General features: G+C 74.5%; 18 protein-coding genes. 7 read left to right on the forward strand and 11 right to left on the reverse strand.

Going from position 1 to position 20080, the window contains the following annotated elements:
• Positions 1–227: 227 nt before the first annotated feature.
• Positions 228–1331 carry a C40 family peptidase gene (locus IH54_RS0113630; RefSeq protein WP_052397399.1) on the forward strand — a complete coding sequence of 368 codons (1104 nt, stop codon included), beginning with the start codon at positions 228–230 and terminating at the stop codon, positions 1329–1331.
• A 27-nt stretch (positions 1332–1358) separates the two neighbouring features.
• Here IH54_RS0113630 and IH54_RS0113635 read toward each other — a convergent pair whose 3' ends face one another.
• From IH54_RS0113635 to IH54_RS0113645, 3 genes are all read right to left on the reverse strand, one after another.
• Complete coding sequence (locus tag IH54_RS0113635; protein WP_159011820.1) at positions 1359–1997, reverse strand: hypothetical protein; 639 nt, start codon at positions 1995–1997, stop codon at positions 1359–1361.
• A 103-nt stretch (positions 1998–2100) separates the two neighbouring features.
• On the reverse strand, positions 2101–3030 hold the full coding sequence (locus IH54_RS0113640) for a transglutaminase-like domain-containing protein (RefSeq protein WP_031516396.1): 930 nt from the start codon (positions 3028–3030) through the stop codon (positions 2101–2103).
• Between the two features lie 124 nt (positions 3031–3154).
• On the reverse strand, positions 3155–3805 hold the full coding sequence (locus IH54_RS0113645) for a TetR/AcrR family transcriptional regulator (RefSeq protein WP_234343499.1): 651 nt from the start codon (positions 3803–3805) through the stop codon (positions 3155–3157).
• 107 nt (positions 3806–3912) lie between these two features.
• Here IH54_RS0113645 and IH54_RS0113650 point away from each other — a divergent pair, with 107 nt between their 5' ends.
• Entirely contained in the window at positions 3913–4698 is a 786-nt protein-coding gene (locus tag IH54_RS0113650) for an SDR family oxidoreductase (RefSeq protein ID WP_031516400.1), read from the forward strand.
• Here the strand turns inward: IH54_RS0113650 and IH54_RS0113655 are convergent.
• The 3 genes from IH54_RS0113655 to IH54_RS0113665 are packed head-to-tail and all read right to left on the reverse strand — an operon-like array spanning position 4667 to position 7781.
• Entirely contained in the window at positions 4667–5644 is a 978-nt protein-coding gene (locus IH54_RS0113655) for a phosphotransferase family protein (RefSeq protein ID WP_031516402.1), read from the reverse strand. The genes IH54_RS0113650 and IH54_RS0113655 overlap by 32 nt on opposite strands.
• Positions 5645–5697: 53 nt before the next feature.
• Complete coding sequence (locus tag IH54_RS0113660) at positions 5698–6384, reverse strand: LuxR C-terminal-related transcriptional regulator (RefSeq protein ID WP_031516404.1); 687 nt, start codon at positions 6382–6384, stop codon at positions 5698–5700.
• Entirely contained in the window at positions 6381–7781 is a 1401-nt protein-coding gene (locus IH54_RS0113665; protein ID WP_078862177.1) for an ATP-binding protein, read from the reverse strand. Before IH54_RS0113665 ends, IH54_RS0113660 begins: the two co-directional genes overlap by 4 nt.
• 167 nt (positions 7782–7948) lie before the next feature.
• On the opposite strand from IH54_RS0113665, the gene IH54_RS0113670 reads away from it, so the two are divergent.
• Positions 7949–9310 carry a PspC domain-containing protein gene (locus tag IH54_RS0113670; RefSeq protein ID WP_052397400.1) on the forward strand — a complete coding sequence of 454 codons (1362 nt, stop codon included), beginning with the start codon at positions 7949–7951 and terminating at the stop codon, positions 9308–9310.
• Entirely contained in the window at positions 9307–9525 is a 219-nt protein-coding gene (locus IH54_RS0113675; RefSeq protein ID WP_031516410.1) for a hypothetical protein, read from the forward strand. Before IH54_RS0113670 ends, IH54_RS0113675 begins: the two co-directional genes overlap by 4 nt.
• Here the strand turns inward: IH54_RS0113675 and IH54_RS0113680 are convergent.
• Together IH54_RS0113680 and guaA are read right to left on the reverse strand one after the other, a co-directional pair.
• Entirely contained in the window at positions 9473–10027 is a 555-nt protein-coding gene (locus IH54_RS0113680; RefSeq protein ID WP_078862179.1) for a DoxX family protein, read from the reverse strand. The genes IH54_RS0113675 and IH54_RS0113680 overlap by 53 nt on opposite strands.
• Before the next feature lie 198 nt (positions 10028–10225).
• A complete protein-coding gene (gene guaA, locus IH54_RS0113685; RefSeq protein ID WP_420711745.1) occupies positions 10226–11842 on the reverse strand; it encodes a glutamine-hydrolyzing GMP synthase in 1617 nt (538 codons plus the stop codon).
• Positions 11843–12106: 264 nt separating this feature from the next.
• Here guaA and IH54_RS0113690 point away from each other — a divergent pair, with 264 nt between their 5' ends.
• On the forward strand, positions 12107–12448 hold the full coding sequence (locus IH54_RS0113690; RefSeq protein WP_078862180.1) for a chorismate mutase: 342 nt from the start codon (positions 12107–12109) through the stop codon (positions 12446–12448).
• A gap of 455 nt (positions 12449–12903) precedes the next feature.
• On the opposite strand, the gene IH54_RS0113695 is transcribed toward IH54_RS0113690, so the two are convergent.
• Both IH54_RS0113695 and IH54_RS0113700 read right to left on the reverse strand, forming a co-directional pair.
• Complete coding sequence (locus IH54_RS0113695) at positions 12904–14799, reverse strand: GMC oxidoreductase (protein WP_052397401.1); 1896 nt, start codon at positions 14797–14799, stop codon at positions 12904–12906.
• 10 nt (positions 14800–14809) lie between these two features.
• Complete coding sequence (locus IH54_RS0113700; protein ID WP_031516421.1) at positions 14810–16492, reverse strand: succinic semialdehyde dehydrogenase; 1683 nt, start codon at positions 16490–16492, stop codon at positions 14810–14812.
• Between the two features lie 210 nt (positions 16493–16702).
• Here IH54_RS0113700 and IH54_RS0113705 point away from each other — a divergent pair, with 210 nt between their 5' ends.
• Both IH54_RS0113705 and IH54_RS0113710 read left to right on the forward strand, forming a co-directional pair.
• Positions 16703–17683, forward strand: a complete 981-nt coding sequence (locus IH54_RS0113705) for a quinone oxidoreductase family protein (RefSeq protein WP_031516423.1) — start codon at positions 16703–16705, stop codon at positions 17681–17683.
• A gap of 9 nt (positions 17684–17692) precedes the next feature.
• Complete coding sequence (locus IH54_RS0113710) at positions 17693–18295, forward strand: TetR/AcrR family transcriptional regulator (RefSeq protein WP_031516425.1); 603 nt, start codon at positions 17693–17695, stop codon at positions 18293–18295.
• On the opposite strand, the gene IH54_RS0113715 is transcribed toward IH54_RS0113710, so the two are convergent.
• Positions 18285–19847: a serine/threonine-protein kinase gene (locus IH54_RS0113715; protein ID WP_031516428.1), complete on the reverse strand. Its 1563-nt coding sequence runs from the start codon at positions 19845–19847 to the stop codon at positions 18285–18287. The genes IH54_RS0113710 and IH54_RS0113715 overlap by 11 nt on opposite strands.
• Between the last annotated feature and the right edge of the window lie 233 nt (positions 19848–20080).

The raw sequence follows: 20080 nt of genomic DNA on the forward strand, positions 1-20080 counted from the left end.
CCGTCGAACAGCGGTCGAAAGCGCGCACAGCCGACCGGATGAGGTCAATCCCGGTCAGTGCGCCCCTTTCCCGCCCCCGGCGGGACTAGCGTCGCTCCTCAGGTGGCCCACCCCACTGCCGTCCCGGTTCGTGGACGGCATCGGCCACCCCCGCCGAAGGCCCGGCGGCGCACTGCTCCCCCGTGCAGGCGCCGCCGGGCCGTTCCCTGGAAGGAGTGACGGCCGCGATGGCCTCACACAGTCCCGCCGGCAGTCCCACCGGCCCCGCCGCGCACCGCAAGCGCCCTCCTTTAGCCGGCGGCCCCTCAAAAGCGGCCACGAAACGGGTCGGCGTCACCCTGGCCCTCGCCTCGGCCGCCTCCGTGACGCTGCTCGGCGAAACCGCCCGCGCCGAGCCCCAGCTCACCCCCGACCAGGTACGCGCCCAGGTCGCGACGCTCTACCAGCAGGCGGAGCAGGCCACGCAGGAGTACGACGGCGCCACGGAGCAGGCCGACCGGGCGGACGCCGCGGTCACCGCCCTCCAGGACGAGCTGGCACGCAAGACCGCCGCCCTCAACAGCACGCGGGACGCGATCGGCAGCCTCGCCGCCGCCCAGTACCGCACCGGCGGCATCGACCCGCTGCTGCAGCTCGCCCTCAGCTCCACACCGGGCACCTACCTGGAGCGCGCCGCCTTCCTCGACCAGGCCGGCACCCGGCAGTCCGTGACGCTGCGCCGGCTCGCCGCCCAGCAGCGCGACATCGCCGCCACCCGCGCGCAGGCCACCGACAAGCTCGCCGTGCTGCGCACCGCGCAGGCCGCCGTCGCCGCCCACCGCCGCACCGTCACCGGCAAGCTCGCCGCGGCCCAGGCGCTGCTGGCCCAGCTGACCGCCGCCCAGCGCGCGGCCCTCGCGGCGGACGACGGCCCCCCGGCGAAGGACACCGCCGCCGCGCACGGCACCGCCCGCCCGCCGTTCCCGGCTGTCGCGGCCCCCTCGCCGCGCGCCGCCAGGGCCGTGGCGTTCGCCTACCGGCAGCTGGGCCTGCCGTACGTGTGGGGCGCGACGGGCCCGGGCGCGTACGACTGCTCGGGCCTGACGCAGGCGGCGTGGAAGGCGGCGGGCGTGACGCTGCCGCGCACCACCTACACCCAGATCAACGCGGGCACGCGGATCTCGCGCGGCCGGCTCCAGCCCGGCGACCTGGTCTTCTTCTACTCGGGCGTGAGCCACGTCGGCATCTACATCGGCAGCGGGAACATGATCCACGCGCCGCACCCCGGTGCGACGGTACGGGTCGCACCGATCAGCGAGATGCCCTTCGCGGGCGCGGTGCGGCCGACCTGACCCCGCGGTGGCGGCGGTGCGGCAGCATCACGCGCCGTCCGCCGCCACCGTCGCCGTCCCGGCCGGCTCCGGGCCCGGCCCCGCGGGCGTGCTGTAGAGCGGGGACGTGCTGTACGGGCGGAAGCCGAGCGCCGGACGCCACAGCACCACCGCGTGCTCACGCTGCCAGGCACGCGCGGGGCGCTCCGTCAGAAGCATCACCGGCACCAGGATCCCCATCGCTCCCGCGCCGAGCAGCGGCATGTCGTACAGGTCCGCGCCCACGAAGACGAACAGCGCGCTCGCCATGCCCATGAGGGCGGCGTCCAGCCTGAGCAGCCGCCGTACGCCGTCCGAACCGGGCCGGACTCCCGCGGGATCGCGGAGCGGCGGCGCGGCCGCGTACGCGGTGTGCCGGGCCGCCCGCGGTTTCGGGCGCAGCAACTGCACCGCGAACAGGGCGATCACGCCGCCCACGACGATCAGCTGCATCCCGACGTGGCCGTAACTCCAGTCCCGCCCGCCGGCCTTGCCAATCACGACCACGAACAGCGCCGCGGCGGAGCCGAGTACGCAGCCGCGCGCCATGAACCGGAGGTCTGCCGCCAGCGGCACCAGGCCCCGCGGGTCCGGCTCCCCTTCCGCAGCCGGCTCCTCTTCCGGTCCAGCCTTCTCTTCCCCGCTCATCGCTCCCCCTCCGCTGAGGCCAGCAGAGCGGGCCGCGGGGCGCGCCGTCAAGCGGGGCGGGCGCGTCGGCGCGATGACGCCGCGGGCCGCGCCGGGGAAGGGCTCAGCGCAGCGTGACCGTCGCCGGGCCGCGCAGCGGGGCGAGGGAGCGCAGGGTCTGCGGGGTGCGCAGGCGGTCCTCCGTGGTGAAGAGGTCGCGGACGGCCGTGAAGTCCAGGTCAGGACCGGCGGTCACGGCGGCGGCGCGGTCGTAGAGCGGGTCGAGTTCCGCGGGGAGTTCCTCGTCCATGAACGTCTCGGCGCCGGCCTCCGAGCCCGCGCCCCAGACGTCCCACAGCAGCGTCTCGACCTTGTTGAGCGCCGAGAGGTCGAGCCGGATGTTGCCCGCGACGAACCGCTTGCCGAGCATCGGGGTGTCCTCCAGGTCGAGGCCGAAGCTCAGCGGGTCGGCGTCGCCCGCGCGGATCGCCTGCCAGGCCTGGCCGGCGACGATGAAGCGGTTGCGCGGGACGTCCATCGGGTCGAAGCCGTACGCGTAGTGCTCGGGGTCGGCGATCTGCGCGTCGGCGAGCAGCCAGCCGCGCTCGGCGTCCCAGTACTCGGTGGCGACGTGGTCCCAGTGGAAGCCCTTGTCGGAGAAGTACGTGGCGAAGCCCGAGCGCAGCCGGGCGGGTATGCCGAAGTGGCGCAGCAGGGCGACGTGCAGCAGCGTGAAGTCGCGGCAGATCCCGACGAAGCGGTCGGACCACGCGCGCGGGGAGGCCAGCGGGCCGGGGTCGCGGGCGGCGACGAGGCCGAGGATGTCGTCGACGTAGCGCGTCTCGGCGTCGTCCCGCATCCGGTCGTCGGCGATCGGTACGCCCCACTGGTGGCCCTCGACACGGTGGATCATCAGACCCCGCACGACCCGGGCGAGCCCGCCGACGTCCTTCGGCAGCTCCGCGAGGAGCCCGGCGTACGCGCCCGGGTCGGACGTCGGGCTCTGGGTCGCGTAATACGCGGCGACCTCGGGGTCGAGAGCGGGTGCGGGCACGGCGGACCTCCGGGAGGCGGAAGGGGCGAGGGCTGAAGAGGCCGTACGTTCGAGGCGCAGCCGTCCGCGGTCCACCGTGCCAAATTTCACCGCGCAATGTCCAGGGCATTGACCGTCCAGGGCGTCAACTCCCGCCCGCCGCACCCGCTTTCCCGGGCCCGGCGGTCTCCGGCCACGCCGCGAGGGCCAGTTCGGCGGTCGCGGCCAGCTCCTGCGGCGTGGCACCGTCGCGGGCGCGCTGCGACATGCCCTGGAGGACGGCGGCGAAGTAGGCGGCGAGCGACCGGGCGTCGGTGCCCGCAGGCAGCTCCCCGGCCTGCTCGGCGGTGAACAGCCGGGACTCGAAAGCCTCGATGTTGGCGGTGCGCAGGTCGCACAGGAAGTCCTGCACCTCGGCGTCCTGCCGGCTGACGTTGGTGGCGGCGCTGATCGTCAGGCAGCCCGCGGGGTGGCTGGGGCAGGCGTAGTTGGCCGCCGCCTCGCGCAGCATGCGGGCGACGGCGGCGCGGGCGGAGGGCTCCTCGGTGAGGGCGCGGCCGATGAACGCGCCGGTGGGGGTGCCGCCGTACACGCGGACGACCTCGCGGAAGAGCGACTTCTTGTCACCGAAGGCGGCGTAGAGACTGCCCGGCCTGATGCCCATGGCCTCCGTCAGGTCGCCGATGGAGGTGGCCTCGTAACCGCGCTCCCAGAACAGCCGGGTCGCCGCGGCGAGGGCCTCTTCGCGGTCGAAGGCGCGGGGGCGGCCACGTCTGGGGGGTGTCGTCTCGCTCACGGCACCCATTCTAGAGCGTTCGCTCAAAAAGCGTGCTAGCGTCTGCCTCGTTCATTTGTTGAGTCATCGCTCAACAAATACCACTCCTTGGAAGGGGTCTGACAGCCATGGGCACCACGGCAGTCGAAGGCAAGCTCGCAGGGAAGACCGCGCTGGTCACCGGCGGCAGCAGGGGTATCGGCCGGGCCATCGCGGAGCGGCTCGGCCGGGACGGCGCCACCGTCGCGGTCGGCTACGCACGCGACGAGACGGCGGCGCGCGAGGTGGTCGCGCGCATCACGAAGGACGGCGGCCGGGCGTTCGCGCTGCACGCGGAGCTGGGCACGCACGGCGACGCGGCCCGGTTGTGGGCGGCCTTCGACGAGGGCACACGCGCCTACGGGAACGGCGGCGCGGTCGACATCATCGTCAACAACGCCGGGGTCGGATACGACAGCGAGCTCTCCGGCATCGACGAGGAGACCTTCGACAAGGTCTACGCGGTGAACGTCCGCGCGCCCTTCTTCATCGTCAAGGAGGGCCTGGCGCGGCTGCGCGACGGCGGCCGGATAGTCAACGTCTCCAGCGGCGCCTCCCGGATCGCCCTGCCCCGCATCATCGCCTACGCGTCCACCAAGGGCGCGCTGGACACCTTCACCCTCAACCTCGCCAAGGAGCTGGGCCCGCGCGGCATCACCGCCAACTCCGTCGCACCCGGCATCATCCACACCGACATCAACGCCTCCTGGCTGCGCGGCAATCCGGAGGCGGAGGCGGAGGCCGCCGCCCTCTCGGCGCTCGGCCGCGTCGGACAGCCGGAGGACGTCGCGGACGTCGTCGCCTTCCTCGCCTCCGACGACGCCCGCTGGGTCACCGGCCGCGTCATCGACGCGACGGGCGGCTCCGGTCTGTAGCCGCGGCCAGCAGGGCGAGCGCGGCCTGCAGGTTGTGCTCGGCGATGGAGCGCATGGCGGCGCGGTCCGGGAAGTCGCCGTCGAGCAGCCGCAGCGGGCCCGCGACCAGCTGGAGCCGCATCGCCAGCTCGTACAGGGCCATCCGCCGCGGGTCCAGGCCGGGCGCGGCCAGCGCGGCGTAGTGCGGGCCGAAGCGCAGCCGCAGGAAGACGTGCTCCGCCTCGACGTCGGAGAACTTCGCGCCCTCGATGTCGATCAGGACCGGGTGCCCGGCGGCGTCCAGCAGGACGTGGTCGGGCCCCAGCTCCCCGTGGATCAGCCCGTACCCGGTGCGCGGTGGCACGGCCGCGGCCAGCTCCTCCAGCAGGTCGCGCAGCGCGGTGCGGGCCGCGGCGATCCGCGGGTCGCGCCGCGCGGCCTCGTCGGTGTCGCGCAGGGCGCTGTCCAGGACCCGCCGCTCGCGGGGCGGGGCGCCCTCCTCCGGGGCGAGCACCGTGCCGTACGCGGGCGAGCGCACCGCGTGCATCGCGGCGAGCATGCCGCCCAGCTCGGCGAGCGCGCCCGCCGCCCCCGCCGGGTCCGCGGCGAGCGCGTCCTCCAGGCTGCCGCCGGTCAGGTCCTCGACCACGGCGACGTCCGCCGCGTACCGCTCCCGCGAGGTGTCCGCGTGCAGCACCCGCGGCACCCGCGCGCCCGCCTCCCCCAGCCGCCGCCCGGCGGCGAGGAAGGCCTCAGCCCCGGCAGGCTCCTCCCCCGGCCAGTAGTTCTCGCCGGCCGCCCACCGGTAGACGACCACGCTGTCCGCCGGGCCCCCCGCCGTCCGGACCCGGTAGACCCCCTTGTGGCTCCCCCCGCGCAGCCGCTCCACCCCCAGGACCTGTACCCGGGCGCCGAGCGCGTCCCGTACGATCCCTGCCGTCTCCCCGTCCTCCGCGAATGCGCGCATCCGGGCAGGCTATCGGGGCCGGGTCCTCCTGCCACGCGGATTACGCGGGGCCTTCACACCAGCCGGCGGGCCGTCGCCCAGCGGGTGAGTTCGTGGCGGTTGGAGAGCTGGAGCTTGCGGAGGACCGCGGAGACATGGGATTCGACGGTCTTCACCGAGATGAAGAGCTGCTTCGCGATCTCCTTGTACGCGTAGCCGCGGGCGATGAGGCGCAGGACCTCGCGTTCGCGCTGGGTGAGGCGGTCGAGGTCCTCGTCGACGGGCGGGGCGTCGGTGGAGGCGAAGGCGTCGAGCACGAAGCCGGCGAGGCGGGGGGAGAAGACCGCGTCCCCGTCGCGCACGCGGAAGATGGAGTCGACCAGGTCGGGGCCGGTGATGGTCTTGGTGACGTAGCCGCGGGCGCCACCGCGGATGACGCCGATGACGTCCTCGGCCGCGTCGGAGACGGACAGCGCGAGGAAGCGCACCGGCTGGTCGGGGTCCGCGGCGAGGGTCGCGCAGCGGCGCAGGACCTCGACGCCGCCGCCGCCGGGGAGGTGGACGTCGAGCAGGACGACCTCCGGGCGGGTCGCGGTGACGACGGTGACCGCCTGGTCGACGTCGGCCGCCTCGCCGACGACCTCCACGCCCGTCTCGTCGGTCGCGCCGATCTCCGCCTGCACGCCGGTGCGGAACATCCGGTGGTCGTCCACCAGTACCACCCGTACGCGGCGGCTCCCGCCGCCCTCGGTGTCCGTCATGTCGTGGCCCTCTCCATCTCCAGTTCGACTTCCGTGCCGCCGCCCGGCGCGGGGCGCAGCCGCGCCTCGCCGCCGTTGCGCCGCATCCGGCCGATGATCGATTCCCTGACGCCCATGCGGTCCTCCGGCACCGCGTCGATGTCGAAGCCGGGCCCGTGGTCGCGCACCGACACGAAGACCTTGCCGTCCTCGACCTCGGCGTAGACCTGCACCGCCCCGCCGCCACCGTACTTGGCGGCGTTGACCATGGCCTCACGCGCGGCCTGCATCGTCGCCACGAGGCGCTCGTCGAGCGGGCAGTCGCCGACGCACACCACCTCGACCGGCACCCCGTGCGCGTCCTCGACCTCGGCCGCGGCGGCGCGTACGGCGTCGGCGAGCGTCGTCGGCTCGTCGTCGCGGCCGGTGCCCTCGGGACGGTAGAGCCACGCCCGCAGCTCGCGCTCCTGCGCGCGGGCCAGCCGGGAGACCTCGCGCGGGTCGTCCGCGTTGCGCTGGATCAGCGTCAGCGTGTGCAGCACCGAGTCGTGGACGTGCGCGGCGACCTCGGCGCGCTCCTGCGCGCGGATACGGGCCAGCCGCTCCGCCGACAGGTCCTGCGTCATCCGCACCAGGTACGGGCCCGCGATCAGCGCGACGCCGACCAGCACGGCGATCGCGGCCTGAAGGATCGCGCCGAGGTGGCTGCCGGAGCCGCGCACCACGATGAAGCCGGTCACGCCCGCGACGACCAGGGCGATGCCGCCCGCGGCCCGCACCAACGGCCAGAAGCGCTTGCCCTGGCTCATCTCGACCCAGCGGGCCTTGCGCGCGTTGTCCGCCTGCCGCCACACCAGCGCGGCGCCCAGGCCGATGACCAGCAGCGGCCACACCGCGCGGTTGGCGACGCCGAGGTTGAGGTTGTCGATCAGGACCACCGTGCCGACCGCGAGCGCGATGAGCGCGATGACCTGGCCCTTGTCGGGGCGGCGCCCGGCGAGCCAGGAACGGGCGTCGCGCGGCTCCTTGGCCTCCGCGACGCCGCCGACACCGAGCGGGACGAAGAACCAGAACACGGCGTAGAGCAGCACGCCGATGCCGTTGAAGGAGGCGAGCGTCAGGAAGAGCACGCGGACCCACAGGACCGGCAGCCCGAGGTGCCCGGCCAGGCCGCGCGCGACGCCGCCGACCCAGCGGCCCTCGGAGCTGCGGTAGAGGCGGCGCGTGGCGGCCGCGGGGTCGGGCGGGTTGAGGAAGGACGCGCCCGAGGGGCCGCCGCCCGCTCCGGCGCGGGCGCCGGGCCCCTTACCCGCGGCGCCCCCGCTCGTCCCCGCCCCCGCGGCCCCGGCGCCCGTGCTGCGCGCCGCGCCGCCCGGCGGTCCGGTGTGCGCCCCGGCCGGGGCGCTGCTCGCTGACATACCCCCGATCGTCACACGTCCGGCCCCCGCGGGGCATCAGGGGTGACCCCCCAAGGGTCGCCGGGGCCCACCGGGGGCGCCCCGGGGAAGGCCCCAGGGTCGGATCAGGGTCCTACCAGGGTCGGGGCGGGTGCCGGGGCGCGCCGCGAGCGGCCACCATGGTGGCTATGACGGACGAGCCGACCGACGAGCCCCCGCGCTCCCCCTCGCGGGGCGACGAGCCGCGCGCCGGAGCAACCCGCGCCCCGGCACCGGAGGAAGCGCGCCCCGCGGGCGCCGGCCCCGCCCCGGACGGCCCGGCGGACGCCGACCGTGCCGCTCGCCCGCGGATCACCCGGAGCCGGGAGCGGCGGGTCGTCGCGGGGGTGTGCGACGGGGCCGGGCGGTACTTCGGGCTCGATCCGGTGATCTTCCGGATCGTCCTCGCCGTGCTCGCCCTCACCGGCGGCATAGGCCTGATCGTGTACGGGATGGGCTGGCTCGTCATCCCGCAGGAGGACGAGGAGCAGAGCGAGGCGCACCGGCTGATGTCGGGGCGGATCGAGGGGGCGCCGCTCACCGCCGTGCTCATGACGCTCGTCGGCTGCGGCCTCTACGCCTCGATGCTCGGCAATGCCACCAACCAGGCCTTCTCACTCGTGCTGCTCTTCGCGACCGCGGGCGCGGTGTACTGGTCGCAGCGCCGCCAGTCCCCCGCCCCGCCGGTGTCCCCGGCGGCCGCGGCCGCGGTGGTGGACGCGCCGCCGGCGGTGGCGCCGCCGCCCGAGCCGGGCCGGCCCTCGTGGTGGCGGGACCCGCTGACGAAGGAGCAGCCGCGGTATCTGTGGGGCCCGGACGACGGGCCGTACGGCGCCGAGGACCGCGCGGCGTGGCGGGACCGCAAGAGGGCGGTGCGGTCGGCCCACCGGTCGTGGCCCTTCTCGCTCGCGGTCTTCCTGCTGGCGGTGACCGCGCTCGGCGTCGGCACGGGCGTGTCGTGGCCCTACCAGCCCGCGGCGGTCAGCGCGGAGATCGGCCTCGCGTCGGCGCTCGCGGTGCTGGGCACGGCGTTCGTCGTGGCCTCCTTCGCCGGGAGGGCCCGGGGCGGCACGGTCTTCTGGTCGGTGCTGACGCTGGGCGCGCTCGTCGGCGTGACGGCGCTGCCCACCGCAGGCGGCCCCGGCGTCGGCACGACGACCTGGCGCCCGGCGGACGCCGCCCACGTACGGCCGCTGTACGAGCGCGGCACCGGCCGCGGCCTGCTCGACCTGTCGGGCCTGGAGCTGCCCGCGGGCACCACGGTCGGCGCGCACGTCAAGGTGGGTGCGGGCCAGGCGGAGGTGCGCCTGCCGAAGGACGCGACGGTGGTGCTCGACTACGACCTGGGCCTGGCCGAGCTGGTCGTGCCGGACAAGGTCAACGACGGGGTGCGCATCCAGTCCGGCAAGCACGGCACGGTGACGCTGCCCCCCGCGGCGGGCCGCCCGTCGCACGGAACGGTCGATCTCCACGTCGAGGTGGGCGTGGGACAGCTGAAGGTGGTCAGGTGAGACGGCACCGGTTCGAACCCGCGGCCCTGGTGACGGGCCTGGTGCTCTGCACCCTCGCGGTCTTCTTCCTGCTGGACGCGGGCGGCGTGTGGCACCTGGAGTGGCGCACCGCCTCCTGGCTGGCGGGCGGCGGCCTGGCGCTGGCCGCCGCCACCGGCGTCCTCACGCAGGCGGTGCGGACCGTACGGGCCCGTCGGCGCCGGTCACGCGCGTGACCCCGGAGGCGCCCGGCGCGTCCGCCGCCCGCCCCCGGCGTACGGCGAGCAGCCGGTCGGCCGACAGCACGGGCGCCCCGGCGAGCACCAGCGGCAGCCAGGCCATGAGGTACGCGAGGTCGTTGCCGTAGTAGTACGGCGTGGTGGGCCAGCTCACGGTGAGCCACAGGCTCAGCGAGATCAGCGCCCCGCCCGCGGCGGCGACCCGCCCGAACAGCCCGGCGAGCGTCCCGAGCCCGACCGCGATCTCCCCCAGCGCGATGGCGTACCCGAAACCGTGCGGCGCCTTGAGCGCGAGGTCGACCATGGCGGGGATCGCGGCGGTGTCGTGCGAGGAGTGCAGGATCTGCAGCAGCGACCCGTTGGCGCTGTCGGTGAAGAAGCTGTCGCTGGTCAGCTTGTCCAGCCCGGCGTACACGAACGTCACCCCGAGGAACACCCGCAGCGGCAGCAGCGCGTACCGCCCGGCGACCGCCCGCCACTTGTCAACCGTCTCCCGCATGGTCTTCCGCCTCTCCCGCCGCACACCACGTACCCCGCACCGCGGAAGCGTTTCTTCCGCCCTGTCTGCGTCAGACAGTCATACGTACACCGGCCCGCTGTGTCTCACCGCACCAGCACCGCGTCTCGTCACACCCGTAAAAAGATCCCGGCAGCCGCGCGGGTCGGCGCGGCTGCCGGGATCTTCACGGGCGGGGGATCACTCCCACTCGATGGTGCCCGGGGGCTTGCTCGTGATGTCGAGGACGACGCGGTTGACGTCCCGGACCTCGTTGGTGATGCGGGTGGAGATACGGGACAGGACGTCGTACGGCAGGCGCGACCAGTCCGCGGTCATCGCGTCCTCGGAGGAGACCGGGCGCAGCACGATCGGGTGGCCGTAGGTGCGGCCGTCGCCCTGGACGCCGACGGAGCGGACGTCGGCGAGGAGGACGACGGGGCACTGCCAGATCTCGCGGTCCAGGCCCGCCGCGGTCAGCTCCTCGCGGGCGATCGCGTCGGCCTCCCGGAGCAGCTCCAGGCGGTCCCGGGTGACCTCGCCGACGATGCGGATACCCAGGCCGGGGCCGGGGAAGGGCTGGCGCTGGACGATCTCCTCGGGCAGGCCCAGCTCCTGGCCGACCATCCGGACCTCGTCCTTGAAGAGCTGCCGCAGCGGCTCGACGAGCCGGAACTCCAGATCCTCGGGGAGGCCGCCGACGTTGTGGTGCGACTTGATGTTGGCGGTGCCCGTGCCGCCGCCGGACTCGACGATGTCGGGGTAGAGGGTGCCCTGGACCAGGAACTCCACCGGGTGGTCGTCGGGCGCCTCGGCGACGATCTCGGCCTGCGCCTGCTCGAAGACCCGGATGAACTCGCGGCCGATGATCTTGCGCTTCTGCTCGGGGTCGGACACCCCGGCGAGCGCGTTCAGGAAGCGCTCGGAGGCGTCGACGACCTTCAGCTGCACGCCGGTCGCCGCGACGAAGTCCTTCTCGACCTGCTCCGTCTCGCCCTTGCGCATGAGGCCGTGGTCGACGTAGACGCAGGTCAGCTGGCTGCCGATGGCGCGCTGGACGAGGGCCGCGGCGACCGCGGAGTCCACGCCGCCGGACAGGCCGCAGATGGCGCGGCTGCTGCCGACCTGCGCGCGGATCGCGGCGACCTGCTCCTCGACGACGTTCTCGGCCGTCCACGTCGGGGCCAGGCCCGCGCCGCGGTAGAGGAAGTGCTCCAGGATCTGCTGGCCGTGCGTGGTGTGCAGCACCTCGGGGTGGTACTGGACGCCGTAGAGCCGCTTCTCGTCGTTCTCGAACGCCGCGACGGGCACGAGGTCGGTGGACGCGGTGACGGTGAAGCCCTCGGGCGCGGCCGAGCACGCGTCGCCGTGCGACATCCACACCGACTGCTCGGCCGGGGTGCCCTCGAAGAGCGTCGAGCCGGGCCGCGACACGCTCAGCGCGGTGCGTCCGTACTCGCGCGCCCCGGTGTTGTCGACCGTGCCGCCCAGCGTGGTGGCCATGATCTGGAAGCCGTAGCACATGCCGAAGACGGGGACGCCGGCCTCGAAGAGCGCGCGGTCCAGCGTCGGGGCGCCGGGCTCGTAGACGGACGAGGGGCCGCCGGAGAGTATGACGGCCTTGGGGTTCTTGGCGAGCATCTCCTCGACCGGCATGGTCGACGGGACGATCTCGCTGTAGACCCTGGCCTCGCGCACCCGGCGGGCGATGAGCTGGGCGTACTGCGCCCCGAAGTCGACGACGAGGACCGTGTCGTTCTCGGGCGTCAGTTCGTCGGTCCTGGGCGTCTCGGGGTTCGCGGGGGTCGCTGGTGCCACGTGCTGCCTTCCGGCGGTCTGCGAAGGGGGGTCGATCTCCGATTCTACCGCCGCTACACTCACCCCCATGACCGCGCACACCTTCGCGTTTACCTATGGCAACCGGCCCGGCCGGCTGCCATGGCCGCGTCGCGTGTGCCGCTGACACCGCGACTCTCCAGGCGCCCCGGGCTCACCGCCCGGGGCGTCTGTCGTTCCCGGGCCGCACGGCCACCGCGGCACCCGGAGGTCCACCCAGACCGCACCGGACCCGAGGAGCAGACCATGACCGCATCCGCACCGCAGCACCCCGCACCGCAGCACTCCGTACCCCAGCGCCCGGCACCGCAGCACTCCGCACCGCAGCACGAGGACGCGGCCACCCCGGACGAGGTGATCGCGGCGAACCGGGCGCGTATCGACGACCTGGACGCGCGCATCATCGCCCTGGTCGAGGAGCGTATGGCGGCGTCGCGCGCCGTCCAGCAGGCGCGCATCGGTTCCGGGGGGCGGCGCGTGCACCTGGCGCGCGAGATGGAGATCCTGCGCACGTACGGCGACGCGCTCGGCCGCCCCGGCACCTCGGTCGCGATGACGCTGCTGGAGCTGTGCCGCGGCACGGTGTGAGCCGGCCGGGCGCGCCGGGACAACGCGGCGGGCGCCGCGACCCTTTCGGGGGGCATCACCCGAACGGCACGTGACCGCCCCGCGGCCCCTTCGTTGGAGGTGGTGTCCGTGCCAGCCAGGGGCGGTCACCAACACCACGCGTGGAAGTGGACACCGCCCAGACGCAGCTGGGCGGGGTGTGGCCGGTGCGATGAGGCGGCGCAGGGATGCGCCGCCGTGGGACCTCGCACCGGCGGCAAGTGACCGGACGGCAGGGGACAGCAGCCCGGTCACGACTCCAAAGAGGCGGTCGGCTCCGGGGACGCCCGGGACCGGCCGCTCTGCGACACATCACGGCATCGGCTGCGGCATCGGTTTGCGGTGTCCACTGCCGTTCACCGCCGTTCACCGCCGCAAATGCACCGAGAGCACCGTAACGCACACATTACCGTGCGTACAGGCGTGTTCGGTGCTCTTCACCGGGAAGAGGAGCCCTCCGCGTCCTCCGCGGCGGCTCCGGGAGCCCCCTCGTCCCCCGGGGCCGTGTCTCCCGTGTCCTTACCGCGCGCCGGCGGCACCACCGGGACGGGCAGCAGCGGCAGCCGCAGCGCGCCGAAGGCGTCGTCCGGCACCGCGGGGGCGGCCGGCGGCACGGCCGGGATCTCGCGGTAGGGCTCGCCCTGCGCCGGACGCGGGTCCTGCTCGCCCTTGTTGGGCCACAGCGACATCGCGCGCTCGGCCTGCGCGGTGATGGTCAGCGACGGGTTGACGCCGAGGTTCGCCGACACCGCGGCGCCGTCCACGACATGGATGCCCGGGTGCCCGTAGAGCCGGTGGTAGGGGTCGATGACGCCGTGCTCGGCGTCCTCGCCGATCGGGCAGCCGCCGAGGAAGTGCGCGGTCATCGGGCGGTTGACGGCCTCGCCGATGTTGCTGCCCGCGAAGCCGTTGATCTGCTCGGCGATGAGCTGCGCGGCCCGCGCGCCCTCGGGGATGTGCACGGGGTTGGGCTCGCCGTGGCCCTGCCGGGCGGTCAGCAGGCCCTTGCCGGGGCCGCGCCGCTTGCGGTAGGTGGCAAGGGAGTTGTCGCTGGTCTGCATGACCAGGCCGATGATGGTGCGCTCCGACCAGCGCCGGTTGGACAGCGACAGCACCGCGAGCAGCGGGTGCCGCAGGTAGGCGCCGGCGAACTCCGCCCACCGCGGCAGCTTCCCGCGGTGGGGCGCGGCGAGGATCGAGAAGGAGCCCATCGAGTTGGAGCCGCGGCCGTAGCGGACCGGCTCGATGTGGGTGTGGTCATTGGGGTGGACGGACGAGGTGATCGCCACCCCGCGGGTGAAGTCCGGTGCCTGGCCGGGCTTCTTCTTCCGGTAGCGGCGCGGCGAGGTCTGCGCCCCCACCAGGGCCTCGGAGTTGGTGCGGGTCAGCTCACCGAGCCGCGGTGACAGGGCGGGCAGCCTGCCCGTGTCGCGCATGGTGTGCAGCAGCGTCTGCGTCCCGTACGTGCCCGCGGCGACGACGACCTGGCGCGCGCGCAGGGTCGTACGGGCACCCTTGCGGCGGCGGTCGGTCGGCACGGTCGTGACCCGGTAGCCCCCGCTCGCCTCCTCGGTGAGGCCCACGACGGTGGTCATGGGGTGGACGGTGGCGCCGGCGCGCTCGGCCAGGTGCAGGTAGTTCTCGTTGAGGGTGTTCTTCGCACCGTGACGGCAGCCGGTCATGCACTCCCCGCACTCGGTGCAGGCACGCCGGGCGGGCCCCGCGCCGCCGAAGTACGGGTCGGGCACCTCCTCGCCGGGGGCGGCCTTGGCGGTGCCGTCGGCGTCGTCGCCGTCGCCGAAGAAGACGCCGACCGGGGCGAGGTGGAAGGTGTCGCCGACGCCCATCTCCTGGGCCGCGGCCTTCAGATGCTCGTCGGAGGGCGTCATGGTGGGGTTGAGCCGCACCCCGAGCATGCGGGTGGCCTGGTCGTAGTACGGCTTCAACTCCCGCTGCCAGTCGGTGATGTGGCCCCACTGGCGGTCCTGGAAGAAGGCGGCGGGCGGCACGTAGAGGGTGTTGGCGTAGTTGAGCGAGCCGCCGCCGACGCCCGCGCCCGCGAGGACCAGGACGTTGCCGAGGACGTGGATGCGCTGGATGCCGTAGAGGCCGAGCGCGGGCGCCCACAGGTAGTTGCGAAGGTCCCAGGAGTTCCTGGGCAGTTCGCCGCGTGCGAAGCGGCGGCCGGCCTCCAGCACGCCGACCGTGTAGCCCTTCTCCGTCAGCCGCAGCGCGGCGACGGAACCGCCGAAGCCGGAGCCGATCACGACGACGTCGTAGTCGAAGCCGTCGTCCGCCACGCGGTAGCCGCGGGGCTCGCCTTCCGCTGTCACAAGCGCCTCCTCAGCGCATCCGGAGCGTCTTCATCAGCCGCAGCGAACGGCTCAGGAAAGCCGCGTACTTCTCGTCGTCCATGCCGAGGGAGGGACCGAGCGGCAGCAGCCGCTGGGTGGCGACGGTCTGCGCCTCGGTGTATTTGAGGATCCCCTCCGAGCCGTGCCGGCGGCCCAGCCCGGAGTCCTTCATTCCGCCCATCGGGGCGCGCACGCTGCCGTACGCGGCGGCGTAGGCCTCGTTGACGTTGACCGTGCCGGAGCGCAGCCGCGCGGCGATCCGGGCGCCGCGCCGCACGTCCTTCGTCCAGACGCTCGAATTGAGGCCGTAGGACGTGGCGTTGGCGCGCTCGACCGCCTCGTCCTCGTCGCGGAAGCGGTAGACGGAGACGACCGGCCCGAAGGTCTCCTCGGTGCAGACCGCCATCGGCGGCTCGACGCCGTCCAGGATCGTCGGCTCGTAGACGTACGGGCCGACGTCCGGCCGGGCGCGGCCGCCGGCGAGGACGCGGGCGCCCTTCTCCCGGGCCTCCTCCACGTGCCGGGTGACGACGTCGAGTTGGGCCGGGCCGACGAGCGAGCCCATGCCCGCGCCGTACGCGAGCGCGGTGCCCAGCTTGAGGGCCTTCGTGCGGGCGGCGAAGCGCTCCAGGAAGGCGTCGGCGACCGACGCGTCCACGTACAGCCGCTCGATGGAGATGCACAGCTGGCCCGCGGAGGCGAAGCACGCGCGCACCGCGCCCTCGGCGGCCTTGTCGAGGTCGGCGTCGCGCAGTACCAGCAGGGCGTTCTTGCCGCCGAGTTCGAGGCTCGCGCCGACGAGCCGGGCGGCGGCGCGCTGGGCGACCTCGCGGCCGGTGCGGGTGGAGCCGGTGAAGGACACGTAGTCGGCGTGGTCGACGACGGCCGGCCCGACGACCGGGCCCTCCCCGATCACGATCTGCCACACGCCCTCGGGCAGGCCCGCCTCGATCAGCTGCTCGCGCGCCCACAGGGCGGTCAGCGCGGTCTCGGTGTCCGGCTTGGTCACGAGCGCGTTGCCCGCGACGAGGGCGGGCAGCGCGTCGCCGACCGACAGCTCCAGCGGGTAGTTCCAGGGCGAGATCTGCCCGACGACCCCGCGCGGCTGGCGCAGCTCGACCGTGCGGGTCAGCGCCGGGATCGCGCCCTGGTGCCGCCTGGCGGCGAGGTAGGAGGGGGCCTTGAGCCCGTAGTGCCGCGCCGCCATCGCGACGACCTGCACCTCCTCGTGGGCGTGCAGCCGGGCCTTGCCGGTCTCGACCTGGATGAGGTCCAGCACCTCGGCCTGCCGGGCGAGGACGAGGTCGTGGAAGCGCAGCAGGACGGCGGCCCGCCGCTTCGCCGGAAGGGCCGCCCACTGCGGCTGGGCCGCGCGCGCCCGGCGGAATGCCTCGGCGACGTCGTCGGGCGTGGCCTCGGGGAGGGAGGCCAGTTCCTCGCCGGTGAGCGGGGTGTGGCTCGCGGTGCGCCCGGTGCCGGGCAGGCCGCGGGTGAGCCGGGCGACGAGGTCGGGCGTGACGACGTCCGCGGGGCCGCGGGTGCCGCCGGGCAGCACCGGGTTGCCGCCGCCGGGGGCTTCGGCGGTCGCGGTCGCGGCTCCGGCGGGCTGGTCGGCGGTGGGGGCCGCGGGGGCGTCCGCGGTGCTCGGGGTCGGCTGCGGCTTTTCCGTCATGCCGGTGAGGTTACGACGCGGGGCCCGGTGTGGCTACCCATGAGTAGCCACTTTCTACCGGCGGTAACACCTTTGGCGGCAGCTCGGCCGCCCATCGCGTGGCCCGGACAGAACTGGACTTGCCGGTCCATTTTTCGCTTCCTACCGTCGGGGACGTCCCCTCAGCGGACCCCGGCACTCCCCCCGGGGCCCTCCGGAAAGGAACAGCCCATGCGCGCGATCCGCGTCGAACGGCACGGCGGCCCCGAGGTCATGGACGTCGTCGACGTCCCCGAGCCCGTCCCCGGCCCCGGCGAGGCCCTGGTCAGGATCGCCGTGGCGGGCGTCAACTACATGGACGTCGGCGCCCGGCAGGTCGGCGGGCCCGGCTGGGCGCCGCCCTTCCTGCTCGGCGTCGAGGGCGCGGGCGAGGTCGTCGCGCTCGGCGAGGACGCCGCCGGCGCCGACGGGCCCGAGGGCCTCGCGGTCGGCGACCGCGTCGCCTGGTACTACCACCCCGGCAGCTACGCCGAACTCGCCGCGATCCCCGTCACGTCCCTCGTCCGGGTGCCGGACGGCATCGACGACGAGACCGCCGCCGCCGTCATGATGCAGGGCCTGACCGCCAGCCACTTCACGACCGAGACCTACGCCGTGCGCCCCGGCGACACCGCCGTCGTGCACGCGGCGGCCGGCGGCGTCGGGCGGCTGCTCACCCAGATGGTCAAGGCCCGCGGCGGCACCGTCATCGGCGTGGTCTCCCGCGAGGACAAGGCCCCCGTCGCGCAGGAGGCCGGCGCCGACCACGTCCTGGTCCGGTCCGGCGGCGGCTTCGAGGACCAGGTCAGGGAGCTGACCGGCGGCGAGGGCGCCCACGTCGTCTACGACGGGGCCGGCACCGCGACCTTCCGCTCCTCCCAGCTCGCCCTGCGCCCGCACGGCGTGCACGCCTACTACGGGCCCTTCATGGGCGTACCGTCCTTCACCGTGACGGACCTGCCCAGCAGCATCCTGCTCAGCTACCCCGTGGTGCGGGACCATGTCCGCGCCCCCGGGACGCTGCGGCGGCGCAGCGCGGAGGTCTTCGCGATGCTCGCGGCGGGGAAGATCGGGGTGCGTGTCGGCGGGCGGTACGCGCTCGCCGAGGCCGCGGCCGCGCACGCCGCCCTGGAGTCGCGCCGCACCACCGGCAAGCTGCTGCTGATCCCTTAGGAGGCCCACGTGAAACTGACCACCAGAGGTGCGGCGACCCGCGACCGCATCCTGGAGGGCGCCTCCGCCGAGATCCGCCGGCAGGGCGTCTTCTCGGTGACGCTGGACGACGTGCTCGCCGCCACCTCCACCAGCAAGAGCCAGCTCTTTCACTACTTCCCCGGCGGCAAGGAGGAGCTGTTCCTCGCCGTCGCGCGGTACGAGGCCGACCGCGTGCTCGCCGACCAGCAGCCGGAGCTGGGCACGCTCACCTCCTGGGAGGGGTGGCAGGCCTGGCGGGAGAAGGTCGTCGGCCACTACCGGGCGCAGGGTCAGGACTGCCCGCTGAGCATCGCCGTCTCCCAGGCGGGCCGCTCCACGCCCGCGACCCGGGCGGTCGTCGCCGAGCTGATGGAGCACTGGCAGTCCGCGCTCGCCGTCGGCGTCGCCCACATGCGGGCAGCCGGCCGCACCGCGCCCGACCTCGACCCGCAACGCGCCGCCGCCGCGCTGCTCGCCGCGATCCAGGGCGGGGTGCTGCTGCTCATGTCGACCGGCAGCCTCGCGCACCTGGAGGCCGCGCTCGACGAGGGCATCGCCGCACTGCGCCGCGGCGCCCCCGTCACGGCGTGAACGTCAGGCGGGCGGTGTCGAAGTCGGACCTGGTCTTCTCGGTCCGGTCCAGCGGGCCGGAGAGCCAGATGTCGTACATCACCCCGCCCTGCACCCAGCACAGGTCGAAGGTGCGCCGCGGGCCGCCGCCGTCGGCGAAGCCGTCGTAGGTGAACTCCCACAGCGCGGCCTCCTCCCCGTTCTGCGTGGTGCGCGTCACCACACCGTCCCGGTAGCCCCGGTACGGGCCCTTCGCCCCGCGCGCCGCGACGTCCTGACCGTGCATCACGTCGTACGCCGTGCCCTTGCCCGGCGGCTGCACGCGCTCACCGAAGCGGAAGGCGTGGTCCGCGGACCAGTAGTAAACCCGCGGCGGGACCTCCTGGCGGACCCACCCGTCCGGGAGCGCGACGGACCAGCCGTGCTCGTCGGTGACCGTGCGGAAGCCCGCCGGAAGAGCGGAGGGGGCCGGCACGGTGGGGGACGGCGATGCCGTGGTGGTCGGGGGTGCGGTAGTAGTCGGGAGTGCCGTGGTGGTCGGGGGTGCGGTGCTGGTCGGGGGTGCGGTGGTGGCGTGACCGCGGTCCTCGCTGCCGCTCCCCCGCAGGACGACGAGCGCCGCGGTGCCGCCCGCCACCGCGGCGATCAGCACCGTCGCCCCGAGCCCCGCCAGCAGCCGGCGACGGCGCCCGGCCCTGCGCGGCGGGCGCTCGCCGCCGTCCGCCCGTGCCTTCGGAACCGCCGGCACGGTAGGCGGCGTCGGAGGCTCGGCTCCCGTCTCCGCGTACGCGACCAGCACCGTCTGCACGTCCGCGGCCGCCATCCGGCGCGCCGGGTCGCGCTCCAGCAGCCCTTGTACGACCGGCAGCAGCGGGCCCACCGCCTCCGGCGGGCGGATGTCCGCGAACGCCACGGCGTGCACGATCTCGCCTATCGACTCGCCCCGGAACGGCGAATGGCCGTCGACCGCCGCGCACAGCAGCGCCCCCAGCGACCACAGGTCCGACTCCGGCCCCGCCGCCTTGCCCTCCATCCGCTCGGGCGCGGTGTACTCGGGCGAGCCCACGAAGGCGCCCGTCTCGCTCACCGTGGTGCTGCCCGGCACCCGCGCGATGCCGAAGTCCGTGAGCACCACCCGGCCCGTCGTACGGTCGAGCAGCACGTTCGCCGGCTTCACGTCGCGGTGCTGGATGCCGTGCTGGTGGGCGGCGAGCAGGGCGCCCGCGACCGCCGCGCCCACCCGCGCCGCCTCGCGCGGCGGGAGCGGGCCGTCCTCGCGCAGGACCTCCGCGAGGGAGCGGCCGTCGACCAGCTCCATCACGATCCAGGGGCGGCCGTCCTCCTCCACGACGTCATGGACGACGACGACGTTCGGATGCCGTATACGGGCGAGGCCTCGGGCCTCACGCAGGGCGCGCTCCAGCGATTGCTCGCCGTCCGCGAGGTGCAGTTCCTTGACGGCGACCTCGCGGTGGAGCAGTTCGTCTGTGGCGGCCCAGACCGTGCCCATGCCGCCGCGGCCCAGCCGCGACCCCAACCGATACCGCCCCGCGACAACCCGGTCCGTTCCCATGCCCCCTCCGGGCGCTGCCCCGTCCCCAACCCCCCGGACCCTATCGGGTCCCGAGCCCCGAGCCGCCGCCTTTCCCCCGGCGGGGATACCCGCGCCTGGCGGCGCGGGTGTTTCCCACCCCCACCACCCGTGCAGGTGGAAGCGACAGCTTCTGTCCACCCGAGGTGGGTGACCCGCCATCGGGGGCTGACCCGCCATACCCGACAGTCACCCAGCGGCGAGGGCTGGCGCAG

Source organism: Streptomyces sp. NRRL F-5123 (assembly GCF_000721495.1).
Classification (GTDB): Bacteria; Actinomycetota; Actinomycetes; order Streptomycetales; family Streptomycetaceae; genus Actinacidiphila.